At 64.0% G+C, this 17290-nt stretch carries 11 protein-coding genes and 1 pseudogene; 6 read left to right on the plus strand and 6 right to left on the minus strand.

The window, feature by feature from the left end; all coding sequences use genetic code 11:
- Window positions 1-2 precede the first annotated feature (2 nt).
- Window positions 3-1622 carry a family 43 glycosylhydrolase gene (locus U5A82_RS01930; RefSeq protein WP_326288217.1) on the plus strand — a complete coding sequence of 540 codons (1620 nt, stop codon included), beginning with the start codon at window positions 3-5 and terminating at the stop codon, window positions 1620-1622.
- A 155-nt stretch (window positions 1623-1777) separates the two neighbouring features.
- Here U5A82_RS01930 and U5A82_RS01935 read toward each other — a convergent pair whose 3' ends face one another.
- On the minus strand, window positions 1778-2248 hold the full coding sequence (locus tag U5A82_RS01935) for an Lrp/AsnC family transcriptional regulator (RefSeq protein ID WP_326288219.1): 471 nt from the start codon (window positions 2246-2248) through the stop codon (window positions 1778-1780).
- 94 nt (window positions 2249-2342) lie between these two features.
- Between U5A82_RS01935 and phhA the strand changes: the two genes are divergently transcribed.
- The 4 genes from phhA to fahA are packed head-to-tail and all read left to right on the plus strand — an operon-like array spanning window position 2343 to window position 6859.
- Window positions 2343-3212 carry a phenylalanine 4-monooxygenase gene (gene phhA, locus U5A82_RS01940; RefSeq protein WP_326288221.1) on the plus strand — a complete coding sequence of 290 codons (870 nt, stop codon included), beginning with the start codon at window positions 2343-2345 and terminating at the stop codon, window positions 3210-3212.
- Window positions 3209-4246, plus strand: a complete 1038-nt coding sequence (gene hppD / locus U5A82_RS01945) for a 4-hydroxyphenylpyruvate dioxygenase (protein ID WP_326288223.1) — start codon at window positions 3209-3211, stop codon at window positions 4244-4246. Before phhA ends, hppD begins: the two co-directional genes overlap by 4 nt.
- 7 nt (window positions 4247-4253) lie before the next feature.
- Entirely contained in the window at window positions 4254-5570 is a 1317-nt protein-coding gene (hmgA, locus tag U5A82_RS01950; RefSeq protein WP_326288224.1) for a homogentisate 1,2-dioxygenase, read from the plus strand.
- On the plus strand, window positions 5567-6859 hold the full coding sequence (gene fahA, locus U5A82_RS01955; RefSeq protein ID WP_326288226.1) for a fumarylacetoacetase: 1293 nt from the start codon (window positions 5567-5569) through the stop codon (window positions 6857-6859). The genes hmgA and fahA overlap by 4 nt, the downstream gene beginning before the upstream one ends.
- A gap of 24 nt (window positions 6860-6883) precedes the next feature.
- Here fahA and U5A82_RS01960 read toward each other — a convergent pair whose 3' ends face one another.
- On the minus strand, window positions 6884-7984 hold the full coding sequence (locus U5A82_RS01960; protein WP_326288227.1) for a ThuA domain-containing protein: 1101 nt from the start codon (window positions 7982-7984) through the stop codon (window positions 6884-6886).
- A 211-nt stretch (window positions 7985-8195) separates the two neighbouring features.
- On the opposite strand from U5A82_RS01960, the gene galB reads away from it, so the two are divergent.
- Window positions 8196-10847: a beta-galactosidase GalB gene (gene galB, locus U5A82_RS01965; RefSeq protein WP_326288229.1), complete on the plus strand. Its 2652-nt coding sequence runs from the start codon at window positions 8196-8198 to the stop codon at window positions 10845-10847.
- 123 nt (window positions 10848-10970) lie between these two features.
- Here the strand turns inward: galB and U5A82_RS01970 are convergent.
- The 4 genes and pseudogenes from U5A82_RS01970 to U5A82_RS01985 all read right to left on the minus strand — a co-directional run bounded on the left by U5A82_RS01970 (window position 10971) and on the right by U5A82_RS01985 (window position 17248).
- Window positions 10971-12442, minus strand: a pseudogene (locus U5A82_RS01970) (GH1 family beta-glucosidase).
- A 14-nt stretch (window positions 12443-12456) separates the two neighbouring features.
- On the minus strand, window positions 12457-14793 hold the full coding sequence (locus U5A82_RS01975) for a glycoside hydrolase family 31 protein (protein ID WP_326288231.1): 2337 nt from the start codon (window positions 14791-14793) through the stop codon (window positions 12457-12459).
- Between the two features lie 23 nt (window positions 14794-14816).
- A complete protein-coding gene (locus tag U5A82_RS01980) occupies window positions 14817-16442 on the minus strand; it encodes an alpha-L-fucosidase (protein WP_326288232.1) in 1626 nt (541 codons plus the stop codon).
- Window positions 16439-17248 (minus strand): SGNH/GDSL hydrolase family protein, encoded by an 810-nt coding sequence (locus U5A82_RS01985; protein ID WP_326288233.1) that lies wholly within the window; start codon window positions 17246-17248, stop codon window positions 16439-16441. Before U5A82_RS01985 ends, U5A82_RS01980 begins: the two co-directional genes overlap by 4 nt.
- Between the last annotated feature and the right edge of the window lie 42 nt (window positions 17249-17290).

Genomic DNA, 17290 nt, shown 5'->3' on the forward strand with positions numbered 1-17290 from the left:
GCATGACGATCAGCCGCCGCGACGCTATGACCGGGCTGGTAGCGGGGAGCGCAGTGGCGCTGGCCCGCTCCGACATGGTACAGGCCGCGCTGCCCCCGCCCGGCTCGACTCCGTCCGCCTCGACCTTGGCAACCGACTGGAAGCGCGGCCCTGACAATCAACGCATCGCCGATCTGGGCGACGGACGCTTTCTCAATCCGCTCTTGTCGGGCGACCGGCCCGATCCCGCCATTCTGAAGGACGGCGCGGATTATTACATGACCTTTTCCAGCTTCGACAGCTATCCCGGCATCACCATCTGGCACAGCCGCGACCTCATCAACTGGCAACCGCGCAAGGCGGCGCTTAACAAGAATATTGGGTCGGTCTGGGCCGTCAGCCTGGAAAAATATAAGGGCCGCTACTTCCTCTACATCCCGGTCAAGGCCAGCCCGAACAGCATCTTCGTCATCCATGCCGACCATATCGACGGCCCATGGAGCGATCCGATCGACCTCAAACTGCACGCGCATATCGATCCGTGCCATGTGGTGGGGGAGGATGGCAGCCGCTGGCTGTTCCTGTCGGGCGGCGACCGCATCCGCTTGTCCGAAGACGGGCTGGCGACGGTGGGCGCGGTCGAACATGTGTACGACCCCTGGCGCTATCCCGACACATGGGATGTGGAAGGGTTTTCGCCCGAAGGCCCGAAGATCCACCGGCACGGCGACTGGTTCTATATGCTGACCGCCGTGGGCGGCACCGCCGGACCGCCGACCGGCCATATGGTGATCGCCGCGCGCGCCAAATCGATCCACGGGCCATGGGAACAGCACCCCGGCAACCCGCTGGTCCGCACCGAAAGCACGGACGAACGCTGGTGGTCGCGCGGCCATGCCAGCCTGGTCGAGGCGCCGGACAAAAGCTGGTGGGCGCTCTATCATGGCTATGAAAACGGGCTGTGGACGCTGGGGCGGCAGACATTGCTCGATCCGGTGGAATGGACGGCGGACGGCTGGTTCCGCATGACCGGCGGCGACCTGTCACGCCCCTTGCCCAAGCCGCGCGGCGGACAGGCGCTGCCCCATGGCATGGCGCTGTCGGACGATTTCAGGGATCTCAGGCTCGGCGCGAAATGGAATTTCTTCCGCCCCGCACCGGACGAGGCAAGCCGGGCGCGGGTAGAGAAGGGCGCGCTGATCCTGCAAGGGCGGGGCACCGCGCCAGTCGATTTATCGCCCCTGCTGCTGATTGCGGGCGACCCTGCCTATGAATTTCAATGCGACATAGAAATCGCCCCCGGCGGGACGGCGGGATTGATCCTCTTTTACGACGACAAGCTCTATTGCGGTCTGGGGTTTGATGAAACGCGCTTCGTCACCCATCAATATGGGATGGAGCGGGGGCGACCGGCCAATCCCCATGGCCGACGACTGACGATGAAGGTCAGCAACCGTCATCATATCGTCTCCTATCATCTGTCCGGCGATGGCGGGGCGACATGGAGCCGCTTCGACCGGGGCATGGAAGTTTCGGGATATCATCATAATGTCCGCGGCGGATTTCTGATGCTGCGACCGGGCCTCTATGCAGCGGGGCCGGGGGAAGCGCGGTTCCGCAACTTCCGGTTCCGGGCGCTCTAGAGCATTTTCGAAGCAGATGACGTCATCTGCTGGCTTGGAAAATGCGGAAAACAAAGAACAACTAGAGCATAATCCGATCCTTTATGATCGGATTATGCTCTAGTGAGCCAAGGCTGTTCCCGTACCACGTCCTGCTGAACCTGTTTCAGCATCCATCATAACGGGATCGCCGTCGTATATTTCGTCATGGACAGGGCGAAATGCGACGCCGCGCCCGCGACAGACGCATGGCCGAGCAATATCTGCATGAGGAAGCGGTTATAATCCTCCACATCCGCGACGACGACGCGGATCAGATAGTCCCATTCCCCCGACATCGAAAAACATTCCACGATCTCCGGCCGACCATCGACGAAATGTTCGAAAGCGGCGCGCGCGTCGCGGGCGTGGCTGCGCATGCGGATGTTGCACAACACATTGACCCCGCGTCCGACCTGCGCCGGGTCCACCAGCCGGACGGTGCGGGTCAGGACGCCCGCAGCCTCCAGCGCCTTGATCCGTCGCCAGCAGGACGCGCTAGACGCGCCGACCCGTTCGGCCAGATCCTGATGACTGATCGCGGCGTCGGCCTGAAGCACGAAGAGGATCTTGCGATCCACTGCATCGATTTGACCATCCTGTTTCATAAATCGCCATGATGTGATGATATCATAACTATTATAGGCCGAACCATGCCCAGAATGAAACGAAATTTCCGCATGGGCATGGCATGATACAGCCATGGCGCAAACCGATATCACCGCTCCGACAGGCGCGGCCGACGACTGGAGCATAGCGCAGGACTGGGCGTCCTATACCGCGCAGGACCATGCGATGTGGGACCGACTGTTCGCGCGTCAGGCGCAGATGCTGCCCGGCCGCGCCGTGCCCGAATTTCTGGAAGGGCTGGACATATTGCGGATGACGAAGCCGGGCATTCCCGACTTCGCCGAATTGTCCGACCGGCTGATGCAGCGCACGGGGTGGCAGGTGATCGCGGTGCCCGGCCTGGTGCCGGACAGCGTGTTTTTCGATCATCTGGCGAACCGCCGCTTCGTCGCCGGACGCTTCATCCGTCAGCCCGACCAGATCGACTATCTCCAGGAACCGGACGTCTTTCACGACGTGTTCGGCCATGTGCCGCTGCTCGCCAACCCGGTGTTCGCCGATTATATGCAGGCCTATGGGCAGGGCGGCCTGCGCGCCGATGCGCTGGGGTCGATCGAACGGCTGGCGCGGCTCTACTGGTACACGGTGGAGTTCGGCTTGATCCGGCAGGGCGACGACCTCAAACTCTATGGCGCGGGGATCGTGTCGTCGCATGGCGAGTCCGTCTTCGCGCTGGACGATCCGTCGCCCCATCGCCTGGGGTTCGACCTCCAGCGGCTGATGCGCACCCGCTATCGCATCGATGATTATCAGCAGAGCTATTTCGTGATCGACAGTTTCGAACAGCTGTTGCGCATGACCGCGGAGACCGACTTCGCGCCGCTCTATGCCGCACTCGCCGGTCTGCCCGATCTCGATACCAACACCATCCTGCCGACCGACCGCGTCTTCCATCGCGGCACCCAGGCCTATGCCCATAAGAAGGAAGAGGACGCCCTATGACCAGCGATAATAATCCCCTGGGCCTCAACGGCTTTGAATTTGTCGAATTTACCTCGCCCGATCCGGAGGCGATGGCGGAACAGTTCGAGCAGTTGGGTTTCGTCGCCAGCCACCGCCATCCCCGCAAGAACATCACCCGCTATCGCCAGGGGCGCATCAACCTGATGCTGAACCGCGACGATGCGGGGCGCGTGGCGGAGTTTCGCGGCGTGCATGGCCCATCCGCCAGCGCGATGGCCTTCCGCGTCGCCGACCCGAAGGCCGCGCTCGACTGGGCGCTCGCCCATGGCGGGAAAGCCACGGCGGAAGACGACATGGTGATCGAGGGGATCGGCGGTGCCTATCTCTATTTCATGCCGGCGACGGGCGATCCCTATGCCGACTGGGCCGAATATCCGGGCTGGCAGGAGAGGGCGGCCGCGAACAGCGTCGGCCTCGACCTGCTCGACCATCTGACCCACAATGTCCGGCGCGGGCAGATGCGGGTATGGAGCGCATTTTATCGCACACTCTTCGGGTTCGAGGAGCAGAAATTCTTCGATATCAAGGGGAAAGCGACCGGTCTTACCAGCCAGGCGATGATCGCGCCCGACCGGGCGATCCGCATCCCGCTCAACGAAAGCCAGGACGACAGGAGCCAGATCGAGGAGTTCATCCGCGACTATCATGGCGAAGGGATCCAGCATCTGGCGCTGACCACCGACAATATTTACGAGACGGTGGAGAAGTTGCGCGGGCGTGGCGTGCGGTTGCAGGACACGATCGAGACCTATTATGAACTGGTCGACAAGCGCGTGCCAGGCCATGGCGAGGATCTGGAACGCCTGCGGGCGAACCGCATCCTGATCGACGGTGACGTGGAGAGCGAAGGCATATTGTTGCAGATCTTCACCGAAAATATGTTCGGCCCGATCTTCTTCGAGATCATCCAGCGCAAGGGCAATGAAGGGTTCGGCAACGGCAATTTCCAAGCGCTGTTCGAAAGCATCGAACTGGATCAGATCCGGCGCGGCGTCGTGCGTGTCGACGCATGAGGCGGGCATGAAACAGCCCATCGATCCGCCGATGCTGACCGGCTTTGGGAACCATCATGTGAGCGAGGCGATGGCGGGCGCGCTGCCGATCGGCCGCAATTCGCCGCAGCGCGTCCCCTACGGCCTCTATGCCGAGCAGTTGTCTGCGACCGCCTTCACGGCGCCCCGGCATGAAAACCGGCGCAGCTGGCTCTATCGCATGCGGCCGAGCGCGATGCATCCGCTCTTCGCACCCCATGCCGGACCGAGCCTGCTCCGCAGCGCGCCCTGCGACGCCGTGGCGACGCCAAACCGGCTGCGCTGGAACCCGATCGCCATACCGGGCGGCGCGGTGGATTTCATCGATGGCCTCGTTACCTATGCGGTCAATGGTGACGCAGCGGCCGGGGTGGGATGCAGCGTCCATCTCTATGCCGCCAACCTGTCCATGGTCGATCGCGCCTTCTTTAGCGCCGATGGCGAATGGCTGATCGTGCCGCAGCAGGGGCGGCTGCGGATCGTGACGGAGATGGGCGTCCTGCTCGTCGCACCGCTCCAGATCGCCCTGATCCCGCGCGGGGTCCGCTTTCGTGTGGAATTGCCCGATGGCGGGGCGCGCGGCTATGTCTGCGAAAATCACGGGGCCCCGTTTCGCCTGCCGGACCTGGGACCGATCGGGTCCAATGGCCTCGCCAATGTCCGCGATTTCGAGGCGCCGGTCGCCGCGTTCGAGGATGTCGAGCGGCCCTGCGAACTGGTGCAGAAATATCAGGGACAGCTATGGACCACGACGTTGGCCCACAGCCCGTTCGACGTCGTCGCATGGCATGGCAATGTCGCGCCCTATCGCTATGATTTGACGCGCTTCAACACGATCGGCACGGTCAGCTACGACCATCCCGACCCGTCCATCTTCACTGTGCTGACCTCGCCCAGCGATAGCGCGGGCACGGCCAATGTCGATTTCGTCATCTTCCCGCCGCGCTGGATGGTGGCGGAGGATACGTTCCGCCCGCCCTGGTTCCATCGCAATGTCATGAGCGAATTTATGGGGCTGATCGTAGGCGACTATGACGCCAAGTCGGGCGGCTTCGCGCCCGGCGGCGCAAGCCTGCACACAATGATGTCCGCCCATGGGCCGGACGTCGCGAGCCATGACCGGGCGGTCGCGGCGACCCTGCAACCGCAGAAGATCGCCGACACGATGGCCTTCATGTTCGAAAGCCGCCTGCCCTTCACGCCGACGCGCTGGGCGATGGAAACGCCTTTGTTGCAAGGCGATTACGACGCGTGTTGGACAGGATTCCGCAAGGCGCAACTACCCTCGGAAGGGGATGACGCATGAACTGGTGGACGACCGACGCGACGCATGATCCTGCCCTCACCAGTTGGGTGGACAGCGCCAACGGCCATGCCGATTTCCCGATCCAGAACCTGCCCTTCGGCGTTTTTTCCCCGCCCGGTGGAAAGGCGCGAATTGGCGTTGCGATCGGTGAGAGCATATGGGACCTGACTAGCACGGCGGATCGCTTCCCCGACACGGCGGAAGCGTTGCAGGACCAGAGCCTCAATGCGCTGTTCGCCCTGCCGTCCGCCCAGCGCCGTAGCCTGCGCGGCGCGATCAGCAGGATGCTGAGCGATCCTGCCATGGCGGACGCGCTGCGCCCCCACCTCCATGACGCGGCGGACTGCGCGATGCATCTGCCCGCGCGCATCGGGGACTATACCGATTTCTATGTCGGCATTCACCACGCCAACAATATCGGGCGACAGTTCCGGCCCGACAATCCATTACTGCCCAATTATAAATATGTGCCGATCGGCTACCACGGCCGCGCCTCGTCCATCCGGCCTTCGGGTGTCCCGCTGCGGCGACCGATGGGCCAGCGCAAGCCGCCGGAGGCCGACGCGCCGCTGTTCGGGCCGTGCACGCGTTTGGACTATGAACTGGAACTGGGCATCTGGATCGGGACCGGCAACGATCTGGGCAGCCCCATACCTATCCACCGAGCGCCGGAGCATGTCGCGGGCTTCTGCCTGCTCAACGACTGGTCAGCGCGCGATATCCAGGGCTGGGAATATCAGCCGCTCGGCCCCTTCCTGTCGAAAAACTTTCATACGACCATATCGCCCTGGGTCGTGACGGCGGAGGCGATGGCGCCCTTCCGCCTGGCGCAGCCGCCCCGGCCGGACGGTGATCCCGATCCCTTGCCCTATCTGTCGGACGCCGCCGATCAGGCGCATGGCGCGCTGGGGCTGGAGCTGGAGGTGCTGATCCTGACCGAAGCGATGCGCGCGCGCGGCGATGCGCCCGTGCGGCTGAGCCGCGGTCCGGCGAGCAACATGTATTGGACGGTGCAACAGATCGTCGCCCACCATGCGTCGAACGGCTGCAACCTCAATCCCGGCGACCTGCTCGGCACCGGCACCATCTCCGCGCCCGATCGCTCGGGCTATGGCAGCCTGATGGAGTTATCGGCGGGCGGCAAAGAAGCGGTCGAGCTGCCCGGCGGTGAAACTCGCACCTTCCTGGAGGATGGCGACGAGATCATCCTGCGCGCGACCGCGTCGGCATCGGGCTTCTTCCCGATCGGCTTTGGCGCATGCCGGGCGATCGTGCTACCCGCGCACTGAATCCGCCCGCCACGCCGCGTCTCATCATTGTTTGGCCACAGGGCATGTGGCGCGGCGCGACGCGGCCCAGACAACGGCATTTTCCAGCATGGTCACATAATGGGGATCGGCATAGGTCTGCGGACGATGGCCGATCCCCGAATAAAAGGCCCGACCTTTTCCCACGCAGCGGGTCCAGGCGATCGGATGATCCCCCATCGCCAGCGCGCTGGGCTTGTAACTCCCCTCGTCCAGCGTGGCGAGGACAGTGCTGCCCGGGCGCGGATTGGCGGTGAAGCTGTACCATTCGTCGTTCATGGTCCATTCGTGCGGCAATCCGGCCGCGACCGGATGATCGCGCCCTTCGACCACGATCCGCGCGTCCTGAAATTGCGGATTCATCGGATGCCCCGCAAACTGGGTGCCCACCAGCGTGTCGACATACCAGGGCCAGAAGGTCGACGGGTCGCCCGACGATCCATGCACCGCGACATAGCCGCCGCCCTGTTCGATGTAGGATTTGAACGCGGCCCGCTGCGACAGGGTCAGCACGTCGCCGCTGATATTATTCCATATCACCGCATCGAACCGACGCAGATTGGCGGGCGTCATCACGCCGCCCTTGTCGCTGACGACGACGGCCCAGCCCTTGCGCTGCGCCATCGCCTGGAACGCGGCGCGGGCGGCATCGACCGAGGGGCCGTCGCGAAAGCCGTTGATCTTCTCGAAGATCAGCAGGCGCGGCTTGCCCCTGGGCAGGGCGATGGTCGGCCGGTCATTGTCGTAGCGGGCGCAGCGCGCCGTGCGATCCGCCGCCGTTACCGGCAATGCGCGCAACCTCTTGTCGAGGGCCGCCAGCTTGTCGGCGGGCAGATTCTTCATCTTGCCCAGCGCCTTCAACGTCAGGATCGCAGCGAAGCTCGGCGCGTCAGGCGAAAAGAAGCGGGGCGGCAGGGCGGTGAACACATCGGGCGCGCCTGCTTCCACCGCGGCTTTTGCCGGGGCGCTGCGGACGATGTCGATCATGGGCGATTCGATCGAAAAGGGCGCGTCGCGCAGCGCGCAGTCGGTCACGGGCCGTGCCATCACGCTTGCGGGCAGCATCGCCATCAGCAGGCCCGCGCCCGTCATCCACAGATGTTTCATGTCCCTCTCCCGTTATCGTTTGGCCTGTCCTAGCCTGCCAGGGGGCAGTCGCAAAGTTGGTTTGGACGCCACCGTACGCCTTGCCAAATCCGCCGCTATCGCTCAGAGTAATGATAACGCTACCAAATTGCGGACAGACGGGAGAGAAAAATTGGTACAACTGTCCATTTCGGTGTCGCATTTGCGATTAAAGTGCGGACGGGCTGTTGCCATGACTTGTCTTTCCGCGATTGCGGCAGCGACCATCGGGTCGCCCGCGATCGCCGCCGACAGCGTATCGATCAGCCGCGACTGGCGCTTCATCAAGGGCGATCCGGCGGGCCTCACCACCGACCTGCGCTATGATGTCCGTCCCCCGATCGACGATAGCGGCGACGGCAAGCTGGCCGATGCCCGCCCCGATGCGGCGGTGCAGGTGGACGATGGCGGCGCGCATGTCTTGAAGCCCTGGATTCTCCCCAGCGCCAATCCCTTCATCAAGGATCCGGCCAAGCATCATGTCCGTCCGGCGGGCAATCCGGGTGGTGACGTGCCTTATGTGCAGGCGGGCTTCGACGACAGCGGCTGGACCCATGTCGACCTGCCGCACGACTGGGCGATCGCCGGGCCCTTCATCAAGGATGGTCCCTATGGCGGCATGGGGCGCCTGCCCAGCTGGGGCATAGGCTGGTATCGTAAGACGCTGGATATTCCCGCACGCGACAAGGGCAAATCGATCTTCCTCGATGTCGAAGGGGCCATGTCCTACGCCACGGTCTGGCTCAATGGGAAACTGGTGGGCGGCTGGCCCTATGGCTATAACAGCTTCCGCCTCGACCTCACCCCCTATGCGGTGCCGGGGGGCAGGAACCAGCTGGCGATCCGGCTCGACAATCCGGCGGCGTCGGCGCGCTGGTATCCGGGCGGAGGCCTCTATCGCGACATCTATCTCACCACCGCGAACAAGGTGCATGTCGGCCAGTGGGGCGGGACCGTCCGCACGCCGCAGGTGAGCAAGGCGCAGGCGACCGTCGATCTCAGCCTGACGCTGGACAATGACGGCGACAGGACGGCTCAGGTCGAGGTGGCGACCGCCCTCTACGCGCTCGACGCCAACGGCAAGCGCACAGGCCGCCCCGTCGCCAGCTTTCCGCGCCAGTCCACCAGCATCGCGCCCGGAGCGAAGGCGGTGCTGAACGGCAGCACGATCCTCACCAATCCCCGCCTGTGGGGACCGCCGCCCACGCAACAGCCCAACCGCTATGTCGCCGTCTCCACAGTGACACAGGGCGGTAAGGTCATCGACACCCATGAAACCCGCTTCGGCGTGCGCGACATCCGCTTCGATCCCGACAAGGGCGTGTTCGTCAATGGCGAGCATATCCCGCTGCGCGGCGTCAACAACCATCATGACCTGGGCGCGATCGGCGCAGCCTTCAACCGTCGCGCGGCCCAGCGACAGCTTGAAATCATGCGCGACATGGGCAGCAACGCCGTGCGCATGAGCCACAATCCCCCCGCGCCCGAACTGCTCGAACTGACCGACCAGATGGGCTTTCTCGTCATGGACGAAATATTCGACAGTTGGGAAAAGAAGAAGACCCCGCACGACTTCCACCTGATCTTTCCCGATTGGCATGAGGCGGACGCCCGCGCCATGCTGCGCCGCGACCGCAACCACCCCTCCATCATCATGTGGAGCATCGGCAATGAGGTGGGCGAACAATATGATGGCGAAGCGGGCGCGAAGATCGGCCGCGAACTGGTCGCCATCGCGCATGAGGAAGACCCCACCCGCCCGGCGACCAGCGCGATGAACTTTGCCAAGGCGGACATGCTGCTGCCCACGACCGTGGACGTCATCAGCCTCAACTATCAGGGGGCGGGGATTCGCGGCATCGTCGGCCAATATCCCGCGTTCCGCGCGAAATTCCCCGACAAGCTGATCCTCTCCACCGAAAGCGCCTCCGCGCTCTCCAGCCGGGGCGAATATATGTTCCCGGTCGCGGGCGCGACCAGCGGGCCGGTGCGCCCCTGGTCGGGCGGCAATCCCGACACGCATCAGGTGTCGGCCTATGAACTGCACGCTGCCGATTTCGGCTCGTCGCCCGACCGCGTCTGGGCGGCCGACGACCAGAACCCCTATGTGGCGGGGGAGTTCGTGTGGACGGGCTTCGACTATCTGGGTGAACCCACCCCCTATTATACGTCGCGCAGCAGCTATTCGGGCATCGTCGATCTGGCCGGTTTCCCCAAGGATCGCTTCTGGCTCTATCAGGCGCGCTGGCGGCCGGACCTCAAATTCGCGCACATCCTGCCGCACTGGACCTGGCCGGACCGGGTGGATCAGATAACGCCGGTCCACGTCTTTTCATCAGCGGACGAAGCGGAACTGTTCGTCAACGGCAAATCGCAGGGCAAGATCAAGAAGCGCGACTATGAATATCGCTTCCGCTGGGATTATGTCACCTACGAACCGGGCGAGGTGAAGGTCGTGACCTGGAAACGGGGGCAGCCCTGGGCGACCGAAACCATCCGCACCGTGGGCGAAGCGGCCAAGCTGTCGCTGACCGCCGACCGCGCATCGATCGCGGACGATGGCCGCGACCTCAGCTTCGTGACGTTGAAGGTGCTGGACAAGGACGGCAACGTCGTCCCCGCCGCCAAGCAGACAATCGACTTCACGATCGAGGGACCGGGACAGATCGTCGCCACCGACAATGGCGACCCGACCGACCTGACCGCCTTTCCATCGAAGCGCCGTGCGGCGTTCAACGGGCTGGCGCTGGCGATCGTGAAGGCGGATCGCCCCGGCCGCATCATCCTGCGCGCCAAGGCCCAGGGCCTGGGCGAAACGCAGCTGGTGATCAGCGCGAAACGCTGAATCTGTTTCGATAGATCATAGAAGGTTCCCCGGCCTGCGCCGGGGAACGCGAAGCCCTAGGTTCGGATCAAGCTTCGCTGGCAATGACAAACTATGGGCAACAAAAGTACGGCCCCTTGTTCGTCACACCAGCCTGTTGGTCCGGACCAGTTCGCGATACCAGTGGGCGGAGAGCTTGGGCGTGCGTTTCTGGTTCTTGAAGTCGACATGGTGGATGCCGAACAGCTTGGTATAGCCATCCTCCCACTCGAAATTATCCATCAGGCTCCAGACGAAATAGCCCTTTACCGGCAGCCCCTCCCGCGTCGCCCGTTGCAGATGCGTCAGGTAATTGCGCAGATACATGACGCGGTCGGTGTCATAGACCTTGCCGTCCGCCGCCACCGTGTCGTCCGCCGAACAGCCGTTTTCGGAGATATAAATCGCCTTGGGGTTCCAGTTCTCGCTGATCGCCCGCATGCCCCAATAGATGACCTCCGGCGTGACATAGAGCCAGGGGAAGGCATGCGCGGAGCCTGTCCCGGATGGGGCAGGATCTTGTAGCCCGAAGGCGCGCTTTCATCCGCGCGGACCGTGTTGCCGGTATAGACATTGACCGACAGGAAATCGAGCGTGCTGCCGATCGCCTTGAAGTCGCCCTCCTTGACCTGGGGCGCGTCCTTGCCCTGCGCGGTCAGATAGCTGTCGATATAGCGGCCTTCCAGAATCGCGGTGAGGAACATGGCGTTCTCTTCGCGCACCGCCTTCTTCACCGCCTCGATATGGTCGGGCGTCTCGATCGCGGGGACATAGATGTTGGGATTGTCGGCCAGCCCCACCAGCGTGCCCGGCTTGGCATGGGCGCGCACCGCCTGCACCCCCAGACCATGGGCCAGCACGCCATGGTGGCGGATCTGGTTGACCTGCCCCATCGGCAGCTTCAGCCCTGGGGCCTTGCCGCCGGCCATGTAGCTCAGGTCCGTGAAGCAGCGCAGCTCGTTGACCGTCATGAAATGCTGCACGCGGTCGCTCAGCCGCCCCGCCATGTAACCGGCATAGTCGGCAAAGGCATAGGCGGTGTCGCGATTCTGCCAGCCGCCCGGCAGCGCAGCGGGCAGATCCCAGTGGAACAGCGTCGCATGCGGCGTGATGCCCGCCGCCAGCAGACCGTCGACCAGACGATTATAATAATCGACGCCCTTCTGGTTGGGCTTGCCCCGGCCATCAGGGAAGATGCGCGACCAGGCGATCGAGAAGCGATAGGCCTTGACGCCCAGCGCCTTGAGCAGCGCGATATCGTCCTGATAGCGGTTGTAGCTGTCACAGGCGACGTCGCCGGTATCGCCATTAGCGACCTTGCCCGGCGTGTGGGAAAAGACGTCCCAATTGGTCTGGCCGCGCCCATCCGCCTTGACGCCGCCTTCGATCTGATAGGCGGCCGTGGCGCAGCCCCACAGGAAGTCGGATGGGAAGGCTAGATCGCCCTGCGGCGCGGCGGCTGCGGCAGACGCAGTCCTGGCAGGCTGGGCGACGGCGGCGTTGCTGCCCGCGATCGTCGCGCCCCATGCGGCCGCGCCCAATCCCATGCCCAGTTCGCGGCGGTTGATACCGGTCATTTGCTTATGCTCCCTTATTGACCGACGACCTGCACCAGCCCGGCGATCGCCTGGCCGGTGGGCAGCTTCGTCTTGCTCGTCAGCGATTTGGCGGCGTCGTTCCAGACCAGCTCCGCCTTCATGCCGCCCTTGCGATAGGCATTGGTGGTGCCGTCATCGTCGTAGAGGGTGAAGCGGGCGTCCGCGCCGGGATAGACGCGGATGCTTTCCAGCGCCTGTTTCTCCGCCGTGCTTTTTACCTGCACGCCCATCGGCACGATCGACCCGGCCTTCACGAACAGGGGGATGCGGTTGATCGGGGTGTCGACCTCGATCGTCTGGCCGCCCTCGAACTTCTGGTTGGTCCAATAGTCATACCAGGCGGTGCCCGCAGGCAGATAGACCGGGCGCTTGGTCTGGCCCTGCACCGTCACCGGCGCGACCAGGAAGGCGGGGCCGAACATATATTGGTCACCGATATTCGCGACATTGGGATCGTTTTGGAAGTCCATGAACAGACCGCGCATGAACGGCGCGCCGCTGTCATAGGTGTGACGGCCCAGCGCATAGATATAGGGCATCAATGTGTACCGCAGGCGCAGCCAGTCGGCCAGGATCGGTTCGGCCGCCTTGCCATATTCCCACAGCGAGGTGCCGGGCCGCTGGCCATGGATGCGCAGCGTGGGGGTGAAGACGCTATATTGGAACCAGCGCACGAACAGTTCGGGATAGTCGGGATAATCCGCGCCCATCGCGGTCGCGCCCGCGGGATCGACAAGGATCGGGTTTTCCGCCTTCGGTCCCTTGGGCCACTGCCAGCCGCCGATGTCGCTGCCCCAATAGGCGATGCCCGACGCGGTGAAATTGAGGCCCGCAGGGATCTGGCGCTGGAGCGCTTCCCAGGTCGACTTGATGTCCGACGACCAGAACAGTCCGCCATTGCGCTGCGCGCCCAAATAGGCGGCGCGCGCCAGGATCATGTTGCGGAAGCCGGGACGGTCGCGCTCGGACCCTTCGGCGACGCCGGTCGTATGCACCAGCGGGAAGAGATTGTGATAGCGGTCGCCCGAACCCTTGGCATAGAAATAGCCGTCCGGGACGAGGTCAGGCTCGGTTTCGTCCAGCCAGAACCAGTCGAAGCCCTGGGACGCGATATTGTCGCGCAGCTTGCCCCAGAACCATGTCCGCGCGTCCGGATTGGTGCTGTCGATCAGCGCGCCCGCGCGATCGGACCGCATGGGCAGGCCGTCTACGGGATTGCCGTCCTTGTCCTTCAGGAACCAGCCTTTGGTCGCCAGCATATCGAAATAGCGCGATTCCCGTTCGAACCGCGGCCACACGCTGATGATCGATCGCATGCCCAACGACTTCAGCGTATCGTTCATGCCCTTGGGATCGGGGAAATAGCTGCGGTCGATGTCGAGTTGCCCCATGCGCGTCCAGTAGAACCAGTCCAGCACCATCACGTCGAGCGGCAGATGGCGCTCGCGATAGCCATGGGCGATGTCGAGCAGTTCCTGCTGGCTCTCGTACCGCGCCTTGCTCTGGATGAGGCCAAAGCCCGCCTTGGGCGGCAGCGGCGTTTCGCCGGTCAGCTTGGCGTAACCGGCATAGAGTTCGTCGGTGGTCTTGCCGATGATGACGAAGAAGGACACGCGCTCGCCCACCTGGCTCTGCCAATGGGTGCTGCTGTGCAGGCCGGGCTGGATCAGCGTGCGGGCTGGATTGTCCCAGACGATGCCATAGCCCTTGTTCGTGACCATGAAGGGGACGCAGACCGTCTCCCCGGCGGGCGCATCATAGTTGTGCGAACAATCGATCTGCTTGCCGCGCAGATCCATATAGCCTTCCTGGTTCTGGCCCAGGCCGTAATAATGTTCGTCGGCGGGCGCATCGAAGCTGGCGCCGACCTTGAACGTCTGTTCGCCATTCACCGTGACGGGGGCCATTTCCCAACCCGTCATCTTCGTGAGCAACGTGCCGTTCGCATCGCTCACCGACAGGCTGACCGGCGGCAGCGACGGCGCGAAATAACGCTGCATCTGCGTCGGCGCGCCCGGCCATGGCTTGGCGTCGACCGTCAGGGTGATCGCGGCGGAGGAGAAGATGTCGCCGCTGGCGTCGGTGCGGTGGGTCCAGCCGGTCGCGTCGGCCTTCGCGTTCGGCCCTTCGCCCGGCGCGGCCGACGCCAGATCGGGATCGAGCGCGATCGTCACGCGCACGATATTGGGCGCATAGGGCTCGATCGCGACGCGGCTGCCATGGCGATCGAGCAGCGCCATCGGTGCGGCCAGCGCGGGCATCGCCATCGCAAGGCAGGAGGCGCCGACCGCGATTCCTGCAAATCTTGCTTTCAAGCGCCGTGCGATCATGTCATTCAGTCCCTGTTCTTGCTTCATACCAGCCCCCGGCCGTCGATGCGGACGGCGGGGACGAAATTGCTGCCGTGCGGCATGTCGAAATGCAGCCCCGCGCCATCCTGGCGGAAGGCAAGCGAACCGCCGCCCAGCAGAGTCACCCGCTCGATTGTGCCATCGTGGTGGCCCCGCGCCAGTGCGCGGATAGTCGTAGGTCCAGCCGCGCGACCCAGGAACAGCGCGTAGAGCGCGCCCTTGTTGGTGGTGAAACGGATGTCCTGCGCGGTGAAGGGCTTGGCCTTCTCCTCATTCTGCATGCCCGCGACCAGCTTCGTCGGCCCTTCGCCATAGATGCGCCAGGGCCGCGATCCGAAGATCGCCTCGCCGCCATGGGTCATCCATCCGGCCATGCCGTCCAGCACCTTTTCCGTCTCGCTATCGATCGATCCATCGCCGGGCTGCGGGATCGACAGCAGCAGGTTGCCGTTCTTCGACACGACATCGGCCAGCCGCTGGATGACCTCTTCGGCGCTCTTGTAGCTTTTGTCGTGCAGCCGCGCTGCGTTGTAGAACCAGTCGCCGATGCAGGTGTCGGTCTGCCACGGCTCGTCCCACAATCGATCGGTAAAGCCGCGCTCGACATCCTCCACCATGCCGAACCGGGCATGGGGTTGCAGCTTCTTGCCGGTCAGCACCACGTCGATCTGGCCGTGCCAGTCGATCGAGCGGTTATAATAGTCCGCCGCCGCCTCCAGTCCGACAGGGCCGAAGGGCAGTTCATGATCGTCCATATAGACAAGGTCGGGCTTATATTTGGCGACCAGATCGGTCTGGCGCAGCAGCCAGCGGGTGACATAGGCCGGGTCGTCCTTCGGCCCCGTCTCGATCCACTGGCCGTTGTTCGCGTCATGCCACTTGTCCATCGCTTCGATCGTGTCGATGCCGTCCGGCAGCACGGCGTGGCCGCCGGTGTATAGTTCCTGTGGGTCCAGGCCCTCCCACCATTGTCCTTTGCCGTCCGCCTTGCGCAGGCGATAGGCGTCGTAGCGCTCGCCCTTCCTCGCGCCCACCGGATCATAGCCATAGGCCGGCTGATACCAGTGCCAGGCATGGGCGGCATGGTTGGACACGCCGAACTTCATGCCCGCGCCGCGCGCCGCCTTTTCCCAGATGCCGACCACATCCTTCTTCGGCCCGACGCGCAGGCTGTTCCAGGCATGATAGCGGCTGTCGTAGCAATCCAGATTGTCGTGATGGCAGGCCAGCGCCATGAAATATTTGGCCCCCGCCTTCTGGTAGCGGGCGATCAGAGCCTCCGGCTCCCACTGGTCGCCGGTCCACAAATTCTGGATGTCCTTCATCCCCGCAACCGACGGATGACCGTAGGTTTTCAGGTGATGTTCGTACATCGGATGGCCTTGCATATATAGGAAGCGGCCATACCAATCGCCCTGCGCCGGGACCGATTGCGGACCCCAATGCGACCAGAGGCCGAGCTTTGCGTCGCGGAACCAGTCGGGGTAGCGGTAATGGGACACCAGCGAAGACCAGCTGGCCTGCACAGGGCCTTTCGCGACCCCCATGGGGCTGGCGGCACGGGCGGCGCGGGCCAGGCCTAGAGCAGCGGTGCCCGCCAGAAAGGAACGGCGTCCCAGCATGGTCATTGGATTGCCCTCAAAGCCTTGTCGATCGCCTGCCGCGCCAGCGGGCGCATGATAGCGTAGCCCTCCGCAGTCGGATGCACGCCATCGGTGGACAGGCCGGGCTTCATCGCGCCGTCCGCCTGCGCCATAGCGCCATGATAATCGACATAGGTGAAGCCGTTCACGCGGGCATAGTCGGCCAGCCACCGGTTGATCGCCGCGACCTGCGACGCGGGCTTCATGCCGGGACTCCAGGGGAAGGCGGCGGCGGGCGGCACGGAGGCGATGACGACCGCGATCCCGTGGGCGCGGGCCAGCTCCGCCATGGTCTGGATGTGGCCCAGCACGGTCTCCATCGTCGCCGCGCCCGTATTGCCCGCAATATCGTTGGTGCCCGCCATGATGTGGACCACCTGCGGCTTCAGCGCGATGACGTCGCTGCGGAACCGCACCAGCATCTGCGCCGTCGTCTGGCCGCTGATGCCGCGATCGACCAGGCCGCCGGTGAACATGTCGGGGTCGAGGTTGATCCAGTTGTCCGTGATGGAATCGCCCATGAAGACGGCGCGAACCTTCTGCCCTGCGATCGCCCGGTTGTCGGCGGCGTAGCGGCAGATCTGGCCGAAATCGCGGGTCAACATGTGGAGGTTTTCCATCTGCCATGCCGCCTGCCCATCGGGCTTGGGATGGGGCGGGCAGGGATCGGCGACGATGCCGACCGGATCGTCGGCATGGGGATCGCCGGGCACCTTGGTTTCGGCCAGGGCCGGGACGATGAGCGCCAGGGCGCAGACTATCGCGGCCAGGGGGGCGTTCAGACGCAGCATCCTCTTCCTCATATCTTCCGGGGCATCATCGTCAGGGTGGCG

Origin of the sequence: Sphingobium sp. CR2-8 (genome assembly GCF_035818615.1) — a bacterium.
Lineage (GTDB): Bacteria > Pseudomonadota > Alphaproteobacteria > Sphingomonadales > Sphingomonadaceae > Sphingobium.

Excerpts from the sequence above, each read along its gene's own strand:
- U5A82_RS01930 (WP_326288217.1), top strand. The coding sequence starts at position 3 with ATGACGATCAGCCGCCGCGACGCTATGACCGGGCTGGTAGCGGGGAGC.
- U5A82_RS01935 (WP_326288219.1), bottom strand. The coding sequence starts at position 2,248 with ATGAAACAGGATGGTCAAATCGATGCAGTGGATCGCAAGATCCTCTTC.
- phhA (WP_326288221.1), top strand. The coding sequence starts at position 2,343 with ATGGCGCAAACCGATATCACCGCTCCGACAGGCGCGGCCGACGACTGG.
- hppD (WP_326288223.1), top strand. The coding sequence starts at position 3,209 with ATGACCAGCGATAATAATCCCCTGGGCCTCAACGGCTTTGAATTTGTC.
- hmgA (WP_326288224.1), top strand. The coding sequence starts at position 4,254 with ATGAAACAGCCCATCGATCCGCCGATGCTGACCGGCTTTGGGAACCAT.
- fahA (WP_326288226.1), top strand. The coding sequence starts at position 5,567 with ATGAACTGGTGGACGACCGACGCGACGCATGATCCTGCCCTCACCAGT.
- U5A82_RS01960 (WP_326288227.1), bottom strand. The coding sequence starts at position 7,984 with ATGAAACATCTGTGGATGACGGGCGCGGGCCTGCTGATGGCGATGCTG.
- galB (WP_326288229.1), top strand. The coding sequence starts at position 8,196 with ATGACTTGTCTTTCCGCGATTGCGGCAGCGACCATCGGGTCGCCCGCG.
- U5A82_RS01975 (WP_326288231.1), bottom strand. The coding sequence starts at position 14,793 with ATGATCGCACGGCGCTTGAAAGCAAGATTTGCAGGAATCGCGGTCGGC.
- U5A82_RS01980 (WP_326288232.1), bottom strand. The coding sequence starts at position 16,442 with ATGACCATGCTGGGACGCCGTTCCTTTCTGGCGGGCACCGCTGCTCTA.
- U5A82_RS01985 (WP_326288233.1), bottom strand. The coding sequence starts at position 17,248 with ATGCTGCGTCTGAACGCCCCCCTGGCCGCGATAGTCTGCGCCCTGGCG.